The organism is Enterobacter sp. ENT03, from assembly GCF_019218745.1.
GTDB lineage: Bacteria > Pseudomonadota > Gammaproteobacteria > Enterobacterales > Enterobacteriaceae > Enterobacter_D.
In genome coordinates this window covers 44,979-64,271 of sequence record NZ_JAHUXA010000008.1, presented here as the reverse complement: position 1 = coordinate 64,271, position 19,293 = coordinate 44,979, and the positions used below count along the sequence as shown (strand labels likewise).

19 protein-coding genes and 1 riboswitch are annotated in these 19,293 nt (G+C 53.4%); of the genes, 11 read left to right on the top strand and 8 right to left on the bottom strand.

The features are described 5' to 3' along the window. Positions 1 to 140 precede the first annotated feature (140 nt). From cmtB to KW828_RS12200, 6 genes are read left to right on the top strand one after another with little or no spacing between them, the layout of a single operon-like run. Positions 141 to 584 (top strand): PTS mannitol transporter subunit IIA, encoded by a 444-nt coding sequence (cmtB, locus tag KW828_RS12225; RefSeq protein WP_218336607.1) that lies wholly within the window; start codon positions 141 to 143, stop codon positions 582 to 584. A gap of 27 nt (positions 585 to 611) precedes the next feature. Then, complete coding sequence (locus KW828_RS12220) at positions 612 to 1,991, top strand: PTS mannitol transporter subunit IICB (RefSeq protein WP_218336606.1); 1,380 nt, start codon at positions 612 to 614, stop codon at positions 1,989 to 1,991. A gap of 23 nt (positions 1,992 to 2,014) precedes the next feature. Next, positions 2,015 to 3,292, top strand: coding sequence for a zinc-binding dehydrogenase (locus KW828_RS12215; RefSeq protein WP_218336605.1), 1,278 nt, complete (start codon positions 2,015 to 2,017; stop codon positions 3,290 to 3,292). Continuing rightward, a complete protein-coding gene (gene glpX, locus KW828_RS12210; RefSeq protein ID WP_218336604.1) occupies positions 3,289 to 4,260 on the top strand; it encodes a class II fructose-bisphosphatase in 972 nt (323 codons plus the stop codon). The genes KW828_RS12215 and glpX overlap by 4 nt, the downstream gene beginning before the upstream one ends. Before the next feature lie 15 nt (positions 4,261 to 4,275). Next, positions 4,276 to 4,785 carry an MltR family transcriptional regulator gene (locus KW828_RS12205; protein WP_218336603.1) on the top strand — a complete coding sequence of 170 codons (510 nt, stop codon included), beginning with the start codon at positions 4,276 to 4,278 and terminating at the stop codon, positions 4,783 to 4,785. Further along, entirely contained in the window at positions 4,782 to 5,498 is a 717-nt protein-coding gene (locus KW828_RS12200) for a nucleoside/nucleotide kinase family protein (RefSeq protein ID WP_218336602.1), read from the top strand. Before KW828_RS12205 ends, KW828_RS12200 begins: the two co-directional genes overlap by 4 nt. Here the strand turns inward: KW828_RS12200 and thiQ are convergent. The 5 genes from thiQ to KW828_RS12175 all read right to left on the bottom strand — a co-directional run bounded on the left by thiQ (position 5,475) and on the right by KW828_RS12175 (position 9,757). Then, complete coding sequence (thiQ, locus tag KW828_RS12195) at positions 5,475 to 6,176, bottom strand: thiamine ABC transporter ATP-binding protein ThiQ (RefSeq protein ID WP_218336601.1); 702 nt, start codon at positions 6,174 to 6,176, stop codon at positions 5,475 to 5,477. The two genes, KW828_RS12200 and thiQ, sit on opposite strands and share 24 nt — an antisense overlap. Continuing rightward, positions 6,160 to 7,761 (bottom strand): thiamine/thiamine pyrophosphate ABC transporter permease ThiP, encoded by a 1,602-nt coding sequence (gene thiP / locus KW828_RS12190; RefSeq protein WP_218336600.1) that lies wholly within the window; start codon positions 7,759 to 7,761, stop codon positions 6,160 to 6,162. Before thiP ends, thiQ begins: the two co-directional genes overlap by 17 nt. Continuing rightward, positions 7,737 to 8,720: a thiamine ABC transporter substrate binding subunit gene (gene thiB / locus KW828_RS12185; RefSeq protein ID WP_218336599.1), complete on the bottom strand. Its 984-nt coding sequence runs from the start codon at positions 8,718 to 8,720 to the stop codon at positions 7,737 to 7,739. The genes thiP and thiB overlap by 25 nt, the downstream gene beginning before the upstream one ends. 33 nt (positions 8,721 to 8,753) lie before the next feature. After that, positions 8,754 to 8,854: riboswitch (TPP riboswitch) on the bottom strand. 136 nt (positions 8,855 to 8,990) lie between these two features. Further along, positions 8,991 to 9,482, bottom strand: a complete 492-nt coding sequence (locus tag KW828_RS12180; protein WP_218336598.1) for a GNAT family N-acetyltransferase — start codon at positions 9,480 to 9,482, stop codon at positions 8,991 to 8,993. Then, entirely contained in the window at positions 9,470 to 9,757 is a 288-nt protein-coding gene (locus KW828_RS12175; protein WP_218336597.1) for a DUF1778 domain-containing protein, read from the bottom strand. Before KW828_RS12175 ends, KW828_RS12180 begins: the two co-directional genes overlap by 13 nt. 447 nt (positions 9,758 to 10,204) lie before the next feature. On the opposite strand from KW828_RS12175, the gene KW828_RS12170 reads away from it, so the two are divergent. The 4 genes from KW828_RS12170 to KW828_RS12155 all read left to right on the top strand — a co-directional run bounded on the left by KW828_RS12170 (position 10,205) and on the right by KW828_RS12155 (position 14,070). Next, the gene (locus KW828_RS12170; protein WP_218336596.1) at positions 10,205 to 10,663 is read left to right on the top strand and encodes a hypothetical protein; all 459 of its coding nucleotides are present in this window, start codon (positions 10,205 to 10,207) and stop codon (positions 10,661 to 10,663) included. A gap of 446 nt (positions 10,664 to 11,109) precedes the next feature. Beyond that, the gene (locus KW828_RS12165) at positions 11,110 to 12,189 is read left to right on the top strand and encodes a DNA adenine methylase (protein WP_218336595.1); all 1,080 of its coding nucleotides are present in this window, start codon (positions 11,110 to 11,112) and stop codon (positions 12,187 to 12,189) included. Between the two features lies 1 nt (position 12,190). Next, positions 12,191 to 13,150, top strand: a complete 960-nt coding sequence (locus KW828_RS12160) for a type II restriction endonuclease (protein ID WP_218336594.1) — start codon at positions 12,191 to 12,193, stop codon at positions 13,148 to 13,150. A gap of 350 nt (positions 13,151 to 13,500) precedes the next feature. After that, positions 13,501 to 14,070, top strand: a complete 570-nt coding sequence (locus tag KW828_RS12155) for a DUF4142 domain-containing protein (RefSeq protein WP_218336593.1) — start codon at positions 13,501 to 13,503, stop codon at positions 14,068 to 14,070. Between the two features lie 39 nt (positions 14,071 to 14,109). On the opposite strand, the gene sgrR is transcribed toward KW828_RS12155, so the two are convergent. Further along, complete coding sequence (gene sgrR, locus KW828_RS12150) at positions 14,110 to 15,771, bottom strand: HTH-type transcriptional regulator SgrR (protein ID WP_218336592.1); 1,662 nt, start codon at positions 15,769 to 15,771, stop codon at positions 14,110 to 14,112. Positions 15,772 to 15,968: 197 nt separating this feature from the next. On the opposite strand from sgrR, the gene KW828_RS12145 reads away from it, so the two are divergent. After that, positions 15,969 to 17,147, top strand: coding sequence for a sugar efflux transporter (locus KW828_RS12145; protein WP_218336591.1), 1,179 nt, complete (start codon positions 15,969 to 15,971; stop codon positions 17,145 to 17,147). Positions 17,148 to 17,275: 128 nt separating this feature from the next. Here KW828_RS12145 and leuD read toward each other — a convergent pair whose 3' ends face one another. Both leuD and leuC read right to left on the bottom strand, forming a co-directional pair. Then, a complete protein-coding gene (leuD, locus tag KW828_RS12140) occupies positions 17,276 to 17,881 on the bottom strand; it encodes a 3-isopropylmalate dehydratase small subunit (RefSeq protein ID WP_218336590.1) in 606 nt (201 codons plus the stop codon). Between the two features lie 10 nt (positions 17,882 to 17,891). Beyond that, positions 17,892 to 19,292, bottom strand: coding sequence for a 3-isopropylmalate dehydratase large subunit (gene leuC / locus KW828_RS12135; RefSeq protein WP_218336589.1), 1,401 nt, complete (start codon positions 19,290 to 19,292; stop codon positions 17,892 to 17,894). Between the last annotated feature and the right edge of the window lies 1 nt (position 19,293).

Genomic DNA, 19,293 nt, shown 5'->3' with positions numbered 1-19,293 from the left:
TTCTTAACTTCTTAATTTATAAGAAATTAAGAATGAGCATTTTCCTCATTCCCCGCTATTTCCCCTGTTTGCTTTAACAAAACGCTGCGAGTATTTTATTTGTACCGTTCAACGGTATCTGAAATAAAACAGGAGGCAGTATGCGGTTAAAGGATTATTTCCCGGAGGGCGCTGTCAAAATAAAGGAATCGGCAAGCGACTGGCAGCACGCTATCGATTTATCTATGGCAGCACTACTTGCTCTTGGATATATTCGTGATGATTATATTAAATCGATTAAAGAGGCTACATTAAACAACGGTCCTTATTATATGCTGGCACCTGGCATTGCCATGCCCCATGCAAGACCGGAGTGTGGCGCGTTAAAGACGGGGGTGTCATTAACGTTACTCAGACAACCTGTACTTTTTGATGTAAATAATGATCCGGTTAAAGTATTAATAGGTCTGGCAGCATTCGATTCCGATTCGCATATTAACGCCATTCAGGCGTTAAGCGAGTTGCTTTGTGATGAAGGTAATATACAAAAACTGCTTAACGCGCAAAGCGAAAAACAGATTAAAGATATTCTATCTCTCGTCTGACGAGTCTCTCCTTTACAGGAAAATATTATGGAACATAAGTCTGCTCGTGCAAAAGTCCAGGCTTTTGGCGGATTTTTGACGGCCATGGTCATCCCCAATATCGGCGCATTTATTGCCTGGGGTTTTATTACTGCATTATTTATTCCTACCGGCTGGATGCCGAATGAACAATTCGCCAGAATCGTCGGTCCGATGATTACTTATTTGTTGCCCGTGATGATAGGTTCAACCGGCGGGGCGCTTGTTGGCGGTAAGCGTGGCGCGGTGATGGGCGGCATCGGCAGTATTGGTGTCATTGTCGGCGCTGATATTCCGATGTTTCTGGGCGCGATGATCATGGGGCCGTTAGGCGGCCTGATGATTAAGAAGATCGACAAAGCACTGGAAAATCGCATACCCGCAGGCTTTGAGATGGTCATTAATAACTTCTCTCTGGGGATTGCAGGCATGGCGCTGTGCCTGCTGGGATTTGAAGTTATCGGGCCGGCGGTGCTGATTGCCAATAACATGGTCAGAGAAAGCATTGAGTCGCTGGTTCATGCTGGCTACCTGCCGTTGCTTTCCGTAATCAATGAACCGGCGAAGATCCTGTTCCTGAATAATGCCATCGATCAGGGGGTTTACTATCCACTGGGAATGCAACAGGCATCGGAAGCCGGGAAATCCATTTTCTTTATGGTGGCCTCGAATCCAGGGCCTGGGCTAGGGCTACTGCTCAGCTTTACCCTTTTTGGCAAAGGCATGGCGAAGAAATCAGCGCCTGGCGCGATGATTATTCATTTCCTCGGTGGGATCCATGAGCTCTATTTCCCGTATGTGTTGATGAAACCCTTAACCCTGATCGCCATGATTGCCGGGGGCATGAGCGGAACCTGGGTATTTACGATGTTAGACGGTGGACTGGTGGCTGGCCCAAGTCCGGGATCCATTTTCGCTTACCTGGCATTAACACCGAAAGGGGCTTTCTTCGCCACTATTACGGGGGTCGCAACAGGAACCGTAGTGAGCTTTATTATTACGTCCTTTATTTTGAAAATGGATAAGAGTGGTGAAGCGGAAAGTGAAGATACCTTTACTGATTCTGCTGATGCCGTGAAAACCATGAAGCAGGAAGGCGCGTTTTCATATCGTCATGTCAAACGCATCGCTTTTGTCTGTGATGCCGGTATGGGATCCAGCGCCATGGGCGCGACGACATTTCGTAAGCGGCTGGAAAAAGCGGGGTTAACCATAACTGTCATGCATTATGCCATCGAAAATGTCCCGGCAGATGCCGATATTATTATCACCCACGCCAGCCTTGAAGGACGCGTTAAACGGGTAAGTAATAAACCGTTAGTGCTGATAAAAAACTATATTGGCGACCCGCACCTTGACGAGTTATTTAGCCATTTGACCGCAAAATAGTCATTCTGACTTCTGGAGTCGATATGAAAACGAAAGTTGCTGCGATATACGGCAAGCGGGACGTACGCATCCGTGAATTTGAACTGCCCGCAATTACAGAAAATGAACTGCTGGTCAGCGTTATTTCCGACAGTGTGTGTCTCTCTACCTGGAAGGCGGCTTTATTGGGCAGCGAGCATAAGCGTGTCCCGGAGGATCTGAAAAATCATCCGGTGATCACCGGACACGAATGCGCAGGTATTATCGTTGAGGTGGGAAAAAATCTCTCTGATAAATATAAGAAAGGGCAGCGTTTTGTTTTACAGCCCGCAATGGGATTACCGTCTGGCTATTCTGCCGGCTACAGCTACGAATATTTTGGCGGTAACGCTACCTATATGATTATTCCCGAAGTGGCGATTAATCTGGGTTGTGTATTACCGTATGACGGCGATTATTTTGCCGCTGCATCCCTGGCTGAGCCGATGTGCTGCATTATTGGTGCCTACCATGCCAATTACCACACCACACAATATGTTTATGAACACCGCATGGGCATCAAGCCCGGAGGCAATATCGCGCTGCTGGCCTGCGCCGGGCCGATGGGTATTGGCGCTATAGACTACGCCATTAACGGCGGTATCAAACCGGCACGTGTTGTGGTGGTGGATATCGACGAAAAACGTCTGGCGCAGGCGCGTAAACTGCTGCCCGTCGAATTAGCGGCGGCGAAAGGCATCGAACTTATTTATGTCAATACGACAGGCATGGATCATCCGGCGACGGCGCTTCGCGCCCTGACCGGTAATACCGGCTTTGATGACGTCTTCGTTTATGCGGCGGTACCCGCCGTGGTTGCGATGGCCGATGAACTGCTGGCTGAAGACGGTTGCCTGAACTTTTTCGCTGGGCCAACGGACAGCAACTTCAAAGTGCCGTTTAACTTCTACAACGTGCATTACAACCGCACGCATGTGGTCGGCACGTCTGGCGGTTCCACGGATGATATGAAAGAAGCCATTGCGCTTAGCGCCAGTGGGCAACTCCAGCCGTCATTTATGGTGACACATATCGGCGGGCTGGATGCGGTGCCGGAAACGGTGCTGAACCTGCCGGATATTCCCGGCGGCAAGAAACTTATCTACAACGGCGTGACGATGCCTTTAACGGCGATTGCTGATTTTGCAGAAAAGGGCAAAACCGATCCACTGTTTAAAGTGCTGGCGGAGAAGGTCGCGGAAACGCACGGCATCTGGAATGCGCAGGCGGAAAAATACCTGCTGGCGCACTTTAACGTGGACATCGGGGAGGCGGCGCAATGATGGCTCTGGCGTGGCCGCTGCTACGTATTACGGAACAGGCGGCACTCGCTGCCTGGCCGCAAACCGGTTGTGGCGACAAAAATAAAATCGACGGGCTTGCTGTCACCGCGATGCGGGATGCGCTCAATACGCTCGCTATGCAAGGTCGCGTGGTCATTGGCGAAGGTGAAATTGATTGTGCGCCGATGCTGTATATTGGCGAAAGCGTGGGGACGGGCACCGGGCCTGCGGTGGACATTGCGGTCGACCCTATTGAAGGCACCCGCATGGTGGCGATGGGGCAAAGTAATGCGCTGGCGGTGATGGCGTTTGCACCATCGGGCAGTCTGTTTCATGCGCCAGATATGTACATGAAAAAGCTGGTGGTGGGCCGACAGGCGCGCGGTGTGCTTAACCTCGCGTTGTCCCTGACCGATAATCTTCGTAACGTGGCGGAGGCGCTGGGTAAACCCCTGGCTTCGCTGCGCATGGTGACGCTCGATAAGCCGCGTATGCGTCCTGCAATTGAAGAGGCGATGCAGCTGGGTGTCAAAGTGTTCGCCCTGCCGGATGGGGATGTGGCCGCAAGCGTACTGACCTGTCATCCCGATACTCTGTTTGACGTGATGTACACCATTGGCGGTGCGCCGGAAGGGGTGATTTCTGCCTGTGCCGTTAAAGCATTAGGGGGCGATATGCAGGTGGAACTTATCGACTTTTGTGAAGCGAAAGGGGATGCGCCTGCGCATCAACACATTGCCCGGCGCGAGCGTCGTCGCTGTGCGGAGATGGAGGTCAGGGTAAATCACCTCTATTTACTGGATGACCTGGTGAAGCAGGACGACATTCTGTTTTGCGCCACAGGCGTGACCGACGGTGATTTGCTGAAAGGCATTCGTGATCACGGGGGCAGATTGCAGACCCAAACATTACTCATCAATGGCGCAGAGCGAACGTGTAATATAATAGATTCCCTGCATTGCTGGTGATCTAACGAGAAACGAATGACGACGCTGACAGAAGATGATGTGCTGGAGCAACTTGAGATCATGGAGGACTTACGCGCCTTTATGGTTACGGCGAATGACATTTTGTTGCGTGCCATCCGTCATTTTTTGCCGTCGTTATTCGTTAACAATGATGCAGAAATCGTCGAATACGCCGTAAAACCGCTGCTGGCGCAAAGTGGTCCGCTGGATGATGTTGATGTCGCGATCCGTCTGATTTATGCGCTGGGGAAAATGGATAAATGGCTGTATGCCGATATTATGCATTTTTCCCAGTTCAGCCAGTATCTGGCGGAGCTGGCGCACGTTCCCGGCTATGGGGATGAGGTTGTCTGGGATTTCATCAGCAACATGAACAGCATCACCACCAATACGTCGCTGTATAACGCGCTGAAAGCGATGAAATTCGCGGATTTTGCCGTTTATTCAGAGGCGCGGTTTAGCGCGATGGTCAAAACCGCGCTGGCGCTGGCAGTAACGACGATCGTAAAGGAACTTACGCCGTGAAAATAACGCTCCACATCAATGGACTGACAACCACCGCCAGCTATGACGAGGCGGAAATTGAAACCGTGCATAAACCACTATTACGCCGCCTGGCGGAACTTACCTCCGCGCATCACCGGACGATTGTTTTTCTCAGCGCGCCACCGGGAACCGGCAAGTCTACGTTAACCACATTCTGGGAATACCTCTGCGCGCAGGATCCGGCGTTGCCGGAGCTACAGACGCTGCCGATGGATGGCTTTCATCACTATAACGACTGGCTGGAGGCGCATCAGCTTCGCGGCGACAAAGGCACGCCTGCGACCTATGACGTTGACAAGCTGGCGCAGGCATTAGCGCGCATCCGCCGCGGCGAGGGGAACTGGCCGCAGTATGATCGCCAGCGCCACGATCCGGTTGAAGATGCTATCGCCGTAACGGCACCGCTGGTGATCGTCGAAGGCAACTGGCTGCTGCTGGACGACCCCCGCTGGCAGGCCGTGCGGCAGTATTGCGATTTTTCAATCTTCATTCGCGCGCCGCAGTCAGCGTTAACCGCGCGGCTGGTGGCGCGCAAAATGGCCGGAGGTTTAAGCCGGGCGCAGGCAGAAGATTTTTATCAGCGCACCGACGGGCCAAATGTTGTCACCGTGCTGACTCACAGCCAGGCGGCAGACGTGACGCTCATAATGGACGAGAGCGGGAAGCTGTTACTGCGCGGCGATCCCCAGTAATGCCGAGGCGGGCGACTGCCCGCTCACCAGCGCCTGCGTGCTGCCGTCCCAGGCAATGCGCCCGTCGGCGATCACCAGCGAGCGCGGGGCGATGCGCAGCGCATCTTCCACACTGTGCGACACCATCAGCAGCGTCAGGTTCTGGCGCTGACACACCTCGTTAACCAGCACCAGCATCTCCTGACGCAGCGCCGGATCAAGCGCGGAAAACGGCTCATCCAGCAGCAATACCGGCTGTTCGCGTACCAGACAGCGCGCCAGCGCCACACGCTGACGCTGCCCGCCGGAAAGCTGCCCGGGCAGGCGATCGAGCAGATCTTCCAGCCCCATCTGCGCGGCAATGGCCGCCAGGGTGGCGCGCTGGGCGTCGTTAAGTTTTAAGCCGGGATGCAGCCCCAGACCAATGTTCTGCCGCACCGTCAGATGGGTGAACAGGTTGTTTTCCTGGAACAGCATCGACACCGGGCGGCGCGACGGCGGCGTACGCGTATAATCCTGGTTTTCCAGCACAATGGTGCCGCTGTCCGGCTGTAAAAATCCGGCGATCAGATTCAGCAGCGTGCTTTTCCCCGCGCCGCTCGGCCCGAGGATCGCCACCTGTTCACCCCGCTCGATAGTCAGCGTAAAGCGCATGGGCAGGTGATGGTAAAGCCAGGTGGTATCAGTCAGTTTTAGCATGGCGACCCGGAAGTTTTTCAATCACGGTGAACAGGATAAAGCACAGCGCCAGCAGCAGCAGCGCCGTCACGGCCCCGTCCTGGCTGCGATAAGAGCCGATTTGCTGATAAAGGTAAAACGGCAGCGTACGGAAATCGTCATTGCCGAACAGCGCCACGACGCCGAAATCGCCAATCGACAGCACACAGGCAAACGCCAGCGCCTGCGCCAGCGGACGTTTCAGCGCGCGCAACTCCACCACGCGCAGCCGTTGCAGCCCCGCCAGGCCGAGAGACTGGCACAGCAGCGTATAACGGGCGGCGACATCGCGCATCGGGTTTTCCAGTACTTTGAGCGCGTAGGGGATGGCCATCAGCGCGTTAGTAAAAATCACAATGCCGTCAGCGGAGTCCGGCAGGCCGGTGGCGTTGTTAAGCAGTAAAAAGAAGCCGGTTGCCAGCACAATCCCGGGCATCGCGAGGATCAACATGCCGGACAGCTCCAGCGCCTGTCCGGCGAAGGGCTGCTGGCGGGCGCGCAGTTCGCGGCTGCTCCACAGCAGCATCATGGTCAGGATCACACACAGCACCCCGGCGCACAGCGCGATGCGCAGCGAGGTCCAGGTCGCCTGCCACAGCACCGGCTGCGCCAGTACGTCCAGCAGACTGCGGTTGAATCCCCCGACAATGACCGCGATCAGCGGCGGCAGCAACAGCAACAGGGCGAGCACGATCAGCGTGCTATCGGCAAGTCGGCGGAACAAGCTGTCCTGCGGATCGCGCCAGCCGGTGATGTGATTTGTGCCGACGGCAATGGCTTTGCTCAGCCGCTGGCTTAACAGCACCAGCCCGAGGCAGCAGATCATCTGCACCAGCGCCAGCAGCGCCGCGCGGCCCGGTTCAAAGTCGTAACTTAACGCCTGATAAATTGCCAGCTCAATGGTGGTGGCCTGTGGCCCGCCGCCCAGCGACAGCACCGTCGCAAAGCTGGCAAAGCAGAGCATAAAGATCAGCGCCGCCACCGGCGGGATTTGCCGCCGCAGCCAGGGCCATTCAACAAAGCGGAAAAACGCCCAGCCGCGCATCCCGAGCTGGGCGGCAAGCTGGCGCTGCTCGCCGGGGATCTGCTCCAGCGCCTGTAACAGCAGGCGGGTCGCCATCGGCAGATTAAAAAAGACGTGGGCCAGCAGGATCCCTTGCAGGCCATAAGGCGAAAACGTCCAGTGCGATCCGAAAATCTGCGCCAGCCAGCCCTGACGCCCATAGACGCTGAGAATGCCGAACACCGCCACCAGCACCGGCAAAATCAGCGTCATGGCGCACAGGCGTAACAGCATTTGCCGCCCCGGAAAGCGGCGGCGGTACAGGGCGCGGGCAAGAAAAATCGCCGGAACCACCGACAGCAGGGCCGACAAAAACGCTTGCCAGAACGAGAAGCGCACCACGTGCCACAGATAACTGTCCTGCCACAGCGCGGCGACGTCCGTTACCGGCGCATTCAGCCACAGCGCAAAAAAGGCCGCCAGCGCCACCGCCACCATCAGCGTGGCCGCGGCAGCACCGGGCAGCAGCCAGCCGGGGATTAACGGCTGACGGCGCGTTGCCATGCACTGATCCAGTCGGCACGCTTCGCGGCAACATCCTGCGGGGAGTATTCCAGCGTGGTGGCCGGTTTCACCAGTTGGTCAAAGCCCGCGGGCAGCGCCACGCTGGTTACCGGATACATCCAGTTGCCGGTGGCGATGGTGTTCTGGAACGCCGGCGTCACCATAAATTTCAGGAACTTATCTGCCAGCTCCGGCTGCTTGCTGGCGGCAGTGCGGGCGGCAACTTCCACCTGCAAATAGTGCCCTTCGCTAAAGCCCGCCGCGGCGTAGTTGTCTTTCTTCTCTTCAATAGAGTGATACGCCGGGGAGGTGGTGTAGCTCAGCACCAGGTCGCTTTCGCCTTTCAGGAACAGGCCGTAAGCTTCGCTCCAGCCTTTGGTGACGGTGACGGTTTTGGCAGCGAGTTTTTGCCAGGCGTCCGGGGCGTTATCGCCATAGACTTTTTGCATCCACAGCAAGAGGCCGAGGCCTGGCGTGCTGGTGCGCGGATCCTGGTAGATCACACGCCATTTCTGATCGCTTTCCACCAGTTCTTTCAGGCTTTTCGGCGGATTTTTCAGTTTGTTTTTGTCATAGACGAAGGCGAAATAGCCGTAATCGAACGGCACAAAGGTGTCGTTTTTCCAGCCGCCCGGCACCTTGACCGCATCATTTGGGATGTCGCTCTTGGCGAACAGTTTAGTTTGCGTGGCGGCTTCCAGCAGGTTGTTATCCAGCCCCAGCACCACGTCGGCTTTGCTGTTTTTGCCTTCCATGCGCAGACGGTTGAGCAGCGAGACGCCATCTTCCAGCGCCACCAGTTTTAGCTCGCAGTTACAGTCTGCTTCAAAAGCTTTTTTAACTTTCGGGCCAGGGCCCCAGTCAGCGGCAAAGGAGTCGTAGGTGTAAACGGTGAGCACAGGTTTGGCAAAGGCGGGCGCGGCAATCAGCAGCAGGAACGGCAGACATTTTTTTAACACTTTGCACCTCAATAAAAGAGAGTGGCAAAGGACTTGAGCGGTAGCCTCAAATCCCTTCGCCGGCGTTATCCGGATCAGGTTCGACGGGTATTTTCTCAGCACACGCGTGTCGCGCAGCACCCCGTTGAGCACGGCGCTAGTGTAATGATTTTGTTGCCGGGCAGCAATGAGGGATGGCGGGGGCGAGGCCCGGGCAGAAACACGCTGTGCGTTACTGATGATTTACAGTTACGGAGTTGAACAAATCTGGCGCAGGGAGCTTGTGCTGGCCTAAAGGATTTCGGGTAAGCGGAGGAAAAGTGTATTTTCCTGCGTATTCGAAACTACAAAGCCATGATGCAGGTAGAAGTTTTTCGCCGCGTCTGAGAGGGCATGAACCATAATTGCGCGCACACCTATGTTTTCAGCCACACGATAAATGCGTAAAACGGCATCATGAAGTAAATCCGCGCCCAGACCTTTGCCGTGGTAACTCGCATCGACTGCAAGACGTGCCAGGATAATGACAGGGATAGGCTCAGGCATGTTTCGCCGTAAGCTGCCGGGCGCAATGGCGTGAGTCACGCTACCGGTAGCCAAGGAGTAAAATCCCACCACCTGTGACGTCTTTCCCCGGCATACCACAAATGTTCTGGCCGCACCGGTAGAGTGATTTTTTAATCCCCGGTGCCTGATCCATTCATCCAGTACTGCTTCCCCACAATGGAACTCAGAAAGAATATGTGAAGCGTTAAGTGGTTGCGGTGCAGTTACTTTTCCCACTGGGGTTTTCTCGCCAGTAGTGCATCCAGCGCCGGATTAGCGGTGACCGGGGCGTCCAGCATAGTGATAAATTCAGCGTATTGCTCGTCATTAAGATTGAACATCCGACGATCAAGGATGACGTTTTCAGCGGCCTGACAAGCTGTCTCAAGTATAAAATCAGTCCGTGATTTATGAAGAATACTGGCAGCGGTATCGATTAGCGCTCTCTGCGCTTCTTTAGCCCTAATATTGAGCTGAACATCTGATTTCATGGTGACCCCGTTGTATAGCAAGTGATATACAAATTTTAACCTTAACGTATAGCAAACGCTATACGCTGGTGCATATTACTTTCTCTGTACTGATTTAACATCAAACCACATGCTGTTGGAGTTGCCGCCCATAGTTAAGGGCAGGTTTTAAAGGCCTTTGCGAGGCGCGCCGCAAATCGTACTGACAAATCCGCTTGCCGTTGATCGTGTCTGACAGTAGCATCTTCCCGCACCTGCAAAATCAGGTGCCGGGATTGGTCTCCTGCATATCATACCTGCGACATATGACGCGTAAGCGTCTTTCTTATGTCGTGCGTTTGGCTACATCTCTATGGTGGGCTGGACGGGGGCGCTGCAAGGCGCGCCGGTGTCGGTATGGCCGGTAAGACCAACTCCGTTCAGTCCACCACCCGTAAGATTGGTCTCTTCGGTGGCGGAATATACATTCACATACCGGAGGCTGCCCTTATGGCTACGACCCTCAACCAGACTCACCCGCTTCTTACCGTTCCCTTCACCGCAGACACGGATTTCACCGTGCTGGCGGATCACTGCGAGCATTTTGCTGAGGCGCTGATCGAAAGCGACGATCCGGCGCTATGCCTCGCTATGTGTGGACGGCTCAACGCCTGCCTGATGCTGCTGCAACCCACGCTCAACGAGGTTATTCCACCGCATCTGGTTTCATCGCTGACGGTGGATACGCCACCCGATGAACTCCCGCATTTCGAACCGGAATCTGATCTGCTGTGTGAGTACTGCCTGACCTTAACGCGTCTGTTGAACAGTCAGTCATTACCGCCGGATATGGAGAAAATCCTGACCGGGCTGTTGTGTGAACTGGTGTGGTATTTCACCGATATTATGAAAGCGCCGCGCTGGGTGCGGAGTGGCGGCGGTGTACCAGCAAAAGAGATAATCTTATAGAAGCGCAGCATGATAATCCCCACTGACAGGTGGGGGCTTAAATTACAAATTCATTCACGGTAAAAATATTGCATGCCGGGGATGATTTAAATCCCCGTTAGTATTAATAAACCATTACCCTCTTTACTCACCGTTTGAGCGCAAATTTAAATCTAGAGATAAGAACCACACTTGCATGATATAAATAAAAGAAAGAGCCTGTCCGATTGTGGGTAAATATCTTCGGGTTTAAACACCTAATATTCAATGCAAAAATAGATTGTATTATATCTCATATGTTGTATTATATGTTTCATGTGAATTTTTTATAATGGTAGGGTATGGGGGGTGTTTCTAACCTCCATTTAATTAAAGCAACTGTATATATTTTTAAAAAAATCATGTTGCTGACTTACCTAAGTGTTAGCTTGAAATATGATTTATCTAAACGATAACCTTGGTGATTTATGAGTTTCTTTAATAATGAGTTATGTGTAAATGGGAAATTTCAGGCAGGCGTTTTTCCTAAAACTCGCTATCAGGGTAGTAAATATAAATTAACAAAGTGGATAGAAGATTCCTTGTCTACCATAGAATTTGAGACAGTGCTTGATGCTTTTTCCGGTACTTCTTCTGTGGGGTATATGTTCAAAAGCATGGGTAAGTCTGTTATTGCCAACGATAAACTGCAGTTTAATTATCAAATTGCAAAGGCATTCATTGAAAACCCCTCGGTCACGCTTGATGAGAAAGATTTAGAGTTTGTTCTAAAAAAAGATCCGTCCTTTGTTTATAACAATATTATAAGTAATAATTTTGAAGGAATATATTATCTGCCCGATGAGAATATATGGCTGGACGTCGTCGTGCAAAATATCCATAGAGTAAGCGATGAATATAAAAAAGCGTTATTATTTTGGGCATTGTTTCAATCCTGTCTGTCTAAAAGGCCCTATAATCTATTTCATCGTAATAATTTAAATGTCAGAACTGCTGATGTAAAAAGAACTTTTGGTAACAAAGCTACCTGGGATAAGCCTTTTGAAGCCCATTTTCTAAATTTCGTTACGCAGGCAAATTTGGCTGTTTTCGATAATCATAAAAAAAATAAAGCTGTCAATTATGATGTTATCGATATATGCCCTGATAAAATAAATGCTGATTTGGTTTATTTCGATCCGCCTTACGTACCCCAAAAAGGAAGTCTGACCATGTACATGGATTTTTATCATTTCCTTGAGGGAATTACTTCTTATGATTGTTGGGAATCGAAAATAGATCACTCGAGTAAAAACAAAACAATATTAAAGGTGAAATCTGCATGGGAAGACAGGAAGCTTATTTCAACGGAGTTTTTTAAATGTCTGGAGACATTTAAGGAGAGTAAAATTGCTATATCTTATAGGGAGGATGGCATTCCTAATATTGATGATATAGTCCTTTTTTTAAAATTCTTGGGTAAAGCTGTAGACGTTAAACATGTAGATTATAAATATGCATTATCAAAAAAAACTAATGTCAGAGAAGTTTTAATTGTAGGGGTTTAATATGGATTTCCATGATAGATTTGTTGAGTTTTTGCCGGAATTAAAAAAAGCTTTGACTGTTGAAGGAACTACTGATTGGTCAGTTAAAGGCTTTATTGATACTTACAGGAATATATACTCTATCACGACCGATACCAAAGTTATATCTAAAGTAATAGAAATAATGATATTCCCTTACCTGCTGCGATTTGCTAAGGAGAATAATTTAAAGATTAGGTTGCCTCCTCATCAGAATTATTATCCTGATGTTACGTTTATAGACTCTGAAGGAAACAAGTATGCTATTGACTTAAAAACGACATACAGGATTACCGATGACTCTGTTAACGGTATGACGTTGGGCGCGTTTACGGGTTACTTTAGAAACAGGTCATCATACAAAAATGCACTTTTTCCCTATGAAGTTTATAAAAAACATTATGTTCTGGGGGTTATCTATTCTCGTAGTGACATAGATAGTATAACCAACTTGTTGATCGAAAAGGGGTTTAAACTTACCAGCTCGAAACGTAAGCTCTTGATTACATACATGAACAACGCAGACGATGATAACTGGAACTTATTGGCTAGTGGGTATTCAGAGAATATTTCAGAATACAGAAGTCAAATAGATTCTTATTTGGTTGATGAGCTTGAATCTTATACTTTAGATAATTTTGAAGGAATAGTCTCGGTTGCAAGAAGGTTCGAGTTCTTTTTTCAAGAGAAATGGAAGCTCGCAGTTGATCGGCCCGGAAGTGGTAATACAAAAAACATTGGTTCCGAGACGCTAATTAAAAGGCTTATGAATGGAGAAGGGCTTTTTTTTAGAGAGTATGGTGACAAAGGTGAAGTGGAGTTTGATAAATACTGGATGCAATATCAAACTAAAGATATGGCCAGAATATTGGGGCAAGACGAGCCAATCTATAAAAATCTACAGACTTTTAAGCTCTGGTTACTTTCCCTGCAGAAAACTTAACGTAGCGAAAGAATGAGAATATCGTTTAAGGAGTATAAGGGCTACGGTGGTGCAAATCAGGCTGATTTAAAAAGAAGCCCCAGCGTATTCATGCGCGATCCAAGCATACTGCGCTGACCATTGTTGGTCAGCCAGTTGTAGTATCGCGCGGTTCGCCAGCAAAAGCTTAACCATCACTCTTTCCGCACCCTTTCTCCCCTCATTTTCTGCTGCCCTTTGTAAGATTGGTAACTAAAACTGCTGTATCTGACCGTTCGACTATACTCAATTGTGCCGTTGTCAGTTACGCAGGAGGCTGCGCGCAGATAATTACCTCACATCACCCTACCCATGACCCTCTGGAGAATCACATGCAAAAGAGCAAAACCTTGAAAGGACTGCTGGCCGTATCAGCAGTGGCAGCGATGTTCACCACCCTCGGCGTGCAAGCCCAGACGCAGACGAGCAGTGCAACGGGTGACGCCGCCAGCCAGACCGCATCGGGCACGAAGCTCAGCTCCGGCGATGAAAAAGCTGTGAAGGATATGGCACAGGCCAATATCAATGAAATTGCAGCGGGTAAGCTCGCGCTGAGCAAGGCGCAAAGCAGTGACGTCAAAGCCTACGCGCAGAAGATGGTTGACGATCATGGCGCGGCCCTGACCAAAGTCCAGGCGGTCGCTAAAGAAAAAGGGGTAACACTGCCGACGGTGCCGGATGCCGAGCACAAGGCGATGGCCGCGAAGCTGGAAAAACAGAGCGGCGACGACTTTGACAAAATGTATATGGAAAACGCCGGAACGAAAGACCACAAGATGGTGCTGTCGAAGCTACAGAGCGACGCTAAGATGATCAAGGACCCGGATGTGAAGGCGCTGGCCGACGCGCACACGCCGGTCGTTGAGCAGCACCTGAAGTCTGCCGAGCAGATGACGAAGTAAACGGGTCATTCGCTGGGCCAGGGTCCACCGACATTCTCCTCACGGATCCGGCGGTGCAAACCAGGCGGATTTAAAGTCAAACCATCCCAGCGTATTCATGCGTAATCCACGCATACTGCGCTGACCGTTGATGGTCAGCCAGTGGTGGATCAACGGCACAATCGCGCGGTTCGCCATCAGTTGCTGGCACCAGGTCGCCAGATTCATGTCGCCTGCGCGCCAGTGCGCGGCATCCTGTTGCCAGTCGCGGGGAATGCACTGCTGGATCAGCGGCACTTCGTATAAATGCGTGAACAGCGAGAAATCGAGCGGCAGCGTGAAGTTGGCGCTGTTGAGCCAGATGTCGCTGGTCACCTCGCCGCTGTGCCACTCCTCGTACTCCACTTCCCGGATTTCCAGCCGCACCTGGTGCTGCGCCAGCAGGGCGATCATCGAGCGGGCAATAACTTTGTGCTCCTGATGTTCCCGGTAGTAGGTCAGCGTGAGGGACTCCAGCCCGGCAGGTTTTTCGATTTCGCTGCCGCCCGGTCGCGCGTGGTGCCAGCGCGGCAGCAGACCGTACGCCGGAAACCAGAAGCGCTGATAGTGCTCGTCGCCGTGATACAGCAGGCTGGCGGGGGAGAGCACATGGCTGATCCAGTCCCGGACCGCCGGGTTGTTGCCCCTGGGCGTGCGGGCATCAAACAGCAGATAATAGCAGCCCTCTTCAAGGCGGCTCTCGACGGCTTTTTCACCCTCGCCGGGGCCTTCCAGCGTCAGGCCGCCGCTGGGATCGTCGTTCACTTCCGGCAGCACCCAGACGTTCACTTCATCAATAAGCGCGCGAAAGCCAAAGTAGTCGTCAAAGGCCTGGATCTTCAGCTGGCTGTTGTTGTTACGGGTGACGGCATAGGGGCCGGTGCCGACCGGCAGGCTGGCGAAACTGCTCATCGACTGCCATTCATGTGGCAGGATCATCGACTGCACATGGCCTAACAGCCACGGTAGCCAGCTGTCCGGCTCGGCGAGATGAATGTCCAGCGTCCACGGCGTGGGGGAGACGATCTGCGTGATATGCGAATAGAGCGGAAAGGCGTTGATGCGCTCAAGGGAGGTGATGACGTCGCGCATTTCCAGCTCGCGCCCGTGGTGAAAATGAATGCCGGGCCGCAGATAAAATCGCCAGTGCAGCGGGGAAAGTTGCTGCCAGTGATGGGCAATATCTGCTTCCAGTTCCCCGTTTTCCTCATTTACGCGCGTCAGGGCGCTGAAGATCTGGCGGGCGATATGGGATTCGGAGCGTCTTAACGCCGTGCCGGGCAGCAGATTGCGCAGCGGGCGGTAATAGAGCACGCGCAGAATGTGGCGGCCCTGGCGAAAACTGCGCCCCAGGTGCGACACCAGCATCTGACGCACGGCGGTTTTGTCGCCCACCAGTTGCACCAGCTGATCGATGCGATCCTGCTCCAGCAGATCTTCCGCCCGCTGCTGTTGTAGCGCCAGTCCGGTATAAAGAAAGGTAAGGCGTGAGCGCTTACCCCGTCCGGCTTCCGCTTCCCAGGTGAGCCAGCCACGTGCCTGCATGGTGTTGAGCAGGGTACGCATATGGCGGCGCGAACAGCTCAGCAGTTCGGCCAGTTCGCTCAGCGTGGTTTCCTGAGTCGCGCCGTCGCAACACTGCCACAGACGGATGAATTGTTGTTGCAGACGACCTGACGACATAAAAGGGGAACTCCTGACGAAAACTCATCAATTTATTAATCCCTATATTAAGCCAATACTGAACGTCGTTGGAAGCGGGGAGGGCTGTTACAGCATTCGCTTCCAGCATGTGTGACTGAGTATTGGTGCTAATCGCCACGCCAGCAGGTATTATCTGCTGGCTTTTTTCATTGTTTGCGCGCTCAAAAGGACGAATTATGCTGTGGCTTATGACGATGGGCAGACGTCTGAACGGGGTCTATGCCGCGTTTATGATCGTTGCCTTTATGATGGGGATCGCCGGCGCCTTGCAGGCACCGACGCTCAGTCTGTTTCTCAGCCGTGAGGTCGGCGCGCAGCCGTTCTGGGTCGGTCTGTTTTACACCGTCAACGCCATCGCCGGGATCCTGGTGAGCCTGTGGCTGGCAAAACGATCCGACAGCCGGGGCGATCGCCGCAAACTGATCATGCTGTGCTGCGCCATGGCCATCGGCAATGCGCTGCTGTTTGCTTTCAACCGCCACTATTTAACGCTGATAACCTGCGGCGTGCTGCTGGCCTCCATCGCCAATACCGCCATGCCGCAGCTGTTTGCCCTTGCGCGTGAATATGCTGATAACTCGGCGCGCGAAGTGGTGATGTTCAGCTCGGTGATGCGTGCGCAGTTGTCGCTGGCGTGGGTGATTGGCCCGCCGCTGGCCTTTATGATCGCGCTGAATTACGGCTTTACCACCATGTTCTGCATCGCCGCCGGGATCTTCGCCGTCAGCCTGGCGCTGATTGCGCTGATACTGCCGTCGGTGGCGCGGGTGGAGCAGGCGGCTGATGTGCCGGTCACCCGCGTCAGCGGCTGGGGCGACAAAAACGTGCGCCTGCTGTTTATCGCCTCCACGCTGATGTGGACCTGCAACACCATGTACATCATCGATATGCCGCTGTGGATCAGTGCCGATCTGGGGCTGCCGGATAAGCTGGCGGGGATACTGATGGGCACGGCGGCAGGGCTGGAAATCCCGGCGATGATCCTCGCCGGTTTCTACGTGAAACGGTTCGGTAAACGTCGCATGATGACCCTTGCGGTAGCGGCGGGCGTGCTGTTTTACATCGGCCTGATTTTCTTCCACAGCCAGGTGGCGCTGCTCGCCCTGCAACTGTTTAACGCCATTTTCATCGGCATTGTCGCCGGGATCGGCATGCTGTGGTTCCAGGATCTGATGCCGGGCCGCGCGGGATCGGCGACCACGCTGTTTACCAACAGTATTTCCACCGGCGTGATTTTAGCCGGGGTGATCCAGGGGGCGCTGGCGCAAAGTTATGGTCACGGGGTGGTGTACTGGGTGATTGCCGGGATTTCTGTGGTGACGCTTGGCATTACCAGCCGGGTGAAGGACGTGTAGTCTGGTGGAATGTGCCGGGTGGCGGCTGCGCCTTACCCGGCCTACAACTTCACGCGTAGGCCCGGCAAGCTTGCGCCGCCGGGCAAGAATGGTAGGCCGGATAAGCAAAGCGCCATCCGGCAACGGGATCAGCGCATAAACGCCGGTTGTTTTGCTTCGTAAGTCGCAATGGCGTCGTTGTGCTGCAAGGTCAGGCCGATGCTGTCCAGCCCGTTCAGCATGCAGTGGCGGCGGAAGGCGTCGATATTGAAGCGGTAGGTTTTATCTCCGGCCTTCACTTCCTGCGCTTCCAGATCCACTTCAAAGGTGATCCCCGGATTTGCCTTCACCTGTTCAAACAGTTCATCCACTTCGGCATCGCTTAATGTCACCGGCAGCAGCTGGTTGTTGAAGCTGTTGCCGTAGAAGATGTCGGCGAAGCTCGGGGCGATCACCACTTTGAAACCGTAGTCGGTCAGCGCCCAGGGGGCGTGTTCACGGGACGAGCCGCAGCCAAAGTTTTCCCGCGCCAGCAAAATCGACGCGCCTTTGTAAACCGGGAAGTTCAGCACGAAGTCCGGGTTGGGCTGTTGCCCTTTGTCATCCAGGAAACGCCAGTCATTAAACAGATGCGCGCCAAAGCCGGTGCGGGTCACTTTCTGCAAAAACTGCTTCGGGATGATCGCGTCGGTATCGACGTTGGCGGCATCCAGCGGAACCACCAGGCCGGTATGTTGAATAAATTTCTCTGCCATGATGGTGTCCTTATTTCAGGTTGCGAATGTCAGCGAAGTGACCGGTGACGGCAGCGGCTGCCGCCATGGCCGGACTTAACAGGTGCGTGCGTCCGCCGCGTCCCTGACGTCCTTCGAAGTTACGGTTGCTGGTAGAAGCACAGCGCTCGCCGGGGTTCAGGCGGTCGTTGTTCATCGCCAGACACATGGAGCAGCCCGGCAGACGCCATTCAAAACCGGCTTCGATGAAAATCTTGTCCAGCCCTTCCGCTTCCGCCTGGGCTTTCACCGGGCCGGAACCTGGCACTACCAGCGCTTGTACGCCTGGTGCGACTTTGCGCCCGCGGGCGATGTCGGCGGCGGCGCGCAAATCTTCAATGCGTGAGTTGGTGCAGGAGCCGATAAACACTTTGTCGATCGCCACGTCGGTCAGCGGCACGCCCGGTTTCAGCCCCATATAGGCCAGCGCTTTTTCAGCGGAGGCGCGTTCGACCGGATCGGCAAAAGAAGCCGGATCGGGAATAATATCGTTCACCGAGATCACCTGGCCGGGGTTCGTTCCCCAGGTTACCTGCGGGGCGATCTCTTCAGCGCGCAGGGTGACCACGCGGTCAAATTGCGCGTCATCATCGGTTTTGAAGGTGGACCAGTACGCCACCGCTTCGTCAAAATCCTTGTCTTTCGGCGCGTGCAGACGGCCTTTCACGTAGTTAAAGGTGGTTTCATCCGGCGCGACCAGGCCCGCTTTCGCACCCATCTCAATCGCCATGTTGCACAATGTCATGCGGCCTTCCATGCTCAGGGCGCGGATCGCGTCGCCGCAAAACTCCACCACATAGCCGGTGCCGCCGGCGCTGCCGGTTTTGCCGATGATCGCCAGCACGATGTCTTTCGCGGTGATCCCCGGCGCCGCCTGGCCGGTGACTTCAATCTTCATGGTTTTCGCGCGGCCCTGTTTCAGGGTCTGCGTCGCCAGTACGTGTTCCACTTCTGAGGTGCCGATGCCGAACGCCAGCGCGCCAAAGGCACCGTGGGTGGCGGTGTGGGAGTCGCCGCAGACGATGGTCATGCCCGGCAGGGTGATGCCCTGTTCCGGCCCCATCACGTGCACGATCCCCTGATACGGGTGGTTCAGATCGTAAAGTTCGACGCCGAAGTCGTTGCAGTTCTTGATCAGCTCCTGCATCTGGATACGCGCCATTTCGCCGGAGGCATTAATGTCTTTGGTCTGCGTGGAAACGTTGTGATCCATGGTGGCGAAGGTTTTACCCGGCTGACGTACCGGGCGCTTGTGGGCGCGCAGGCCGTCGAACGCCTGTGGTGAGGTCACTTCGTGCACCAGATGGCGGTCGATATACAGCAGCGGGGTTTCGTCTGGCGCTTCGTAGACAACGTGCGCATCAAACAATTTTTCATACAAGCTCTTAGCCATG

Bases quoted from the DNA above. Each gene is read 5' to 3' on its own strand.
- cmtB (WP_218336607.1), top strand. From the start codon at position 141: ATGCGGTTAAAGGATTATTTCCCGGAGGGCGCTGTCAAAATAAAGGAA.
- KW828_RS12220 (WP_218336606.1), top strand. From the start codon at position 612: ATGGAACATAAGTCTGCTCGTGCAAAAGTCCAGGCTTTTGGCGGATTT.
- KW828_RS12215 (WP_218336605.1), top strand. From the start codon at position 2,015: ATGAAAACGAAAGTTGCTGCGATATACGGCAAGCGGGACGTACGCATC.
- glpX (WP_218336604.1), top strand. From the start codon at position 3,289: ATGATGGCTCTGGCGTGGCCGCTGCTACGTATTACGGAACAGGCGGCA.
- KW828_RS12205 (WP_218336603.1), top strand. From the start codon at position 4,276: ATGACGACGCTGACAGAAGATGATGTGCTGGAGCAACTTGAGATCATG.
- thiQ (WP_218336601.1), bottom strand. From the start codon at position 6,176: ATGCTAAAACTGACTGATACCACCTGGCTTTACCATCACCTGCCCATG.
- thiP (WP_218336600.1), bottom strand. From the start codon at position 7,761: ATGGCAACGCGCCGTCAGCCGTTAATCCCCGGCTGGCTGCTGCCCGGT.
- KW828_RS12170 (WP_218336596.1), top strand. From the start codon at position 10,205: ATGGCTACGACCCTCAACCAGACTCACCCGCTTCTTACCGTTCCCTTC.
- KW828_RS12165 (WP_218336595.1), top strand. From the start codon at position 11,110: ATGAGTTTCTTTAATAATGAGTTATGTGTAAATGGGAAATTTCAGGCA.
- KW828_RS12160 (WP_218336594.1), top strand. From the start codon at position 12,191: ATGGATTTCCATGATAGATTTGTTGAGTTTTTGCCGGAATTAAAAAAA.
- KW828_RS12155 (WP_218336593.1), top strand. From the start codon at position 13,501: ATGCAAAAGAGCAAAACCTTGAAAGGACTGCTGGCCGTATCAGCAGTG.
- sgrR (WP_218336592.1), bottom strand. From the start codon at position 15,771: ATGTCGTCAGGTCGTCTGCAACAACAATTCATCCGTCTGTGGCAGTGT.
- KW828_RS12145 (WP_218336591.1), top strand. From the start codon at position 15,969: ATGCTGTGGCTTATGACGATGGGCAGACGTCTGAACGGGGTCTATGCC.
- leuD (WP_218336590.1), bottom strand. From the start codon at position 17,881: ATGGCAGAGAAATTTATTCAACATACCGGCCTGGTGGTTCCGCTGGAT.
- leuC (WP_218336589.1), bottom strand. From the start codon at position 19,292: ATGGCTAAGAGCTTGTATGAAAAATTGTTTGATGCGCACGTTGTCTAC.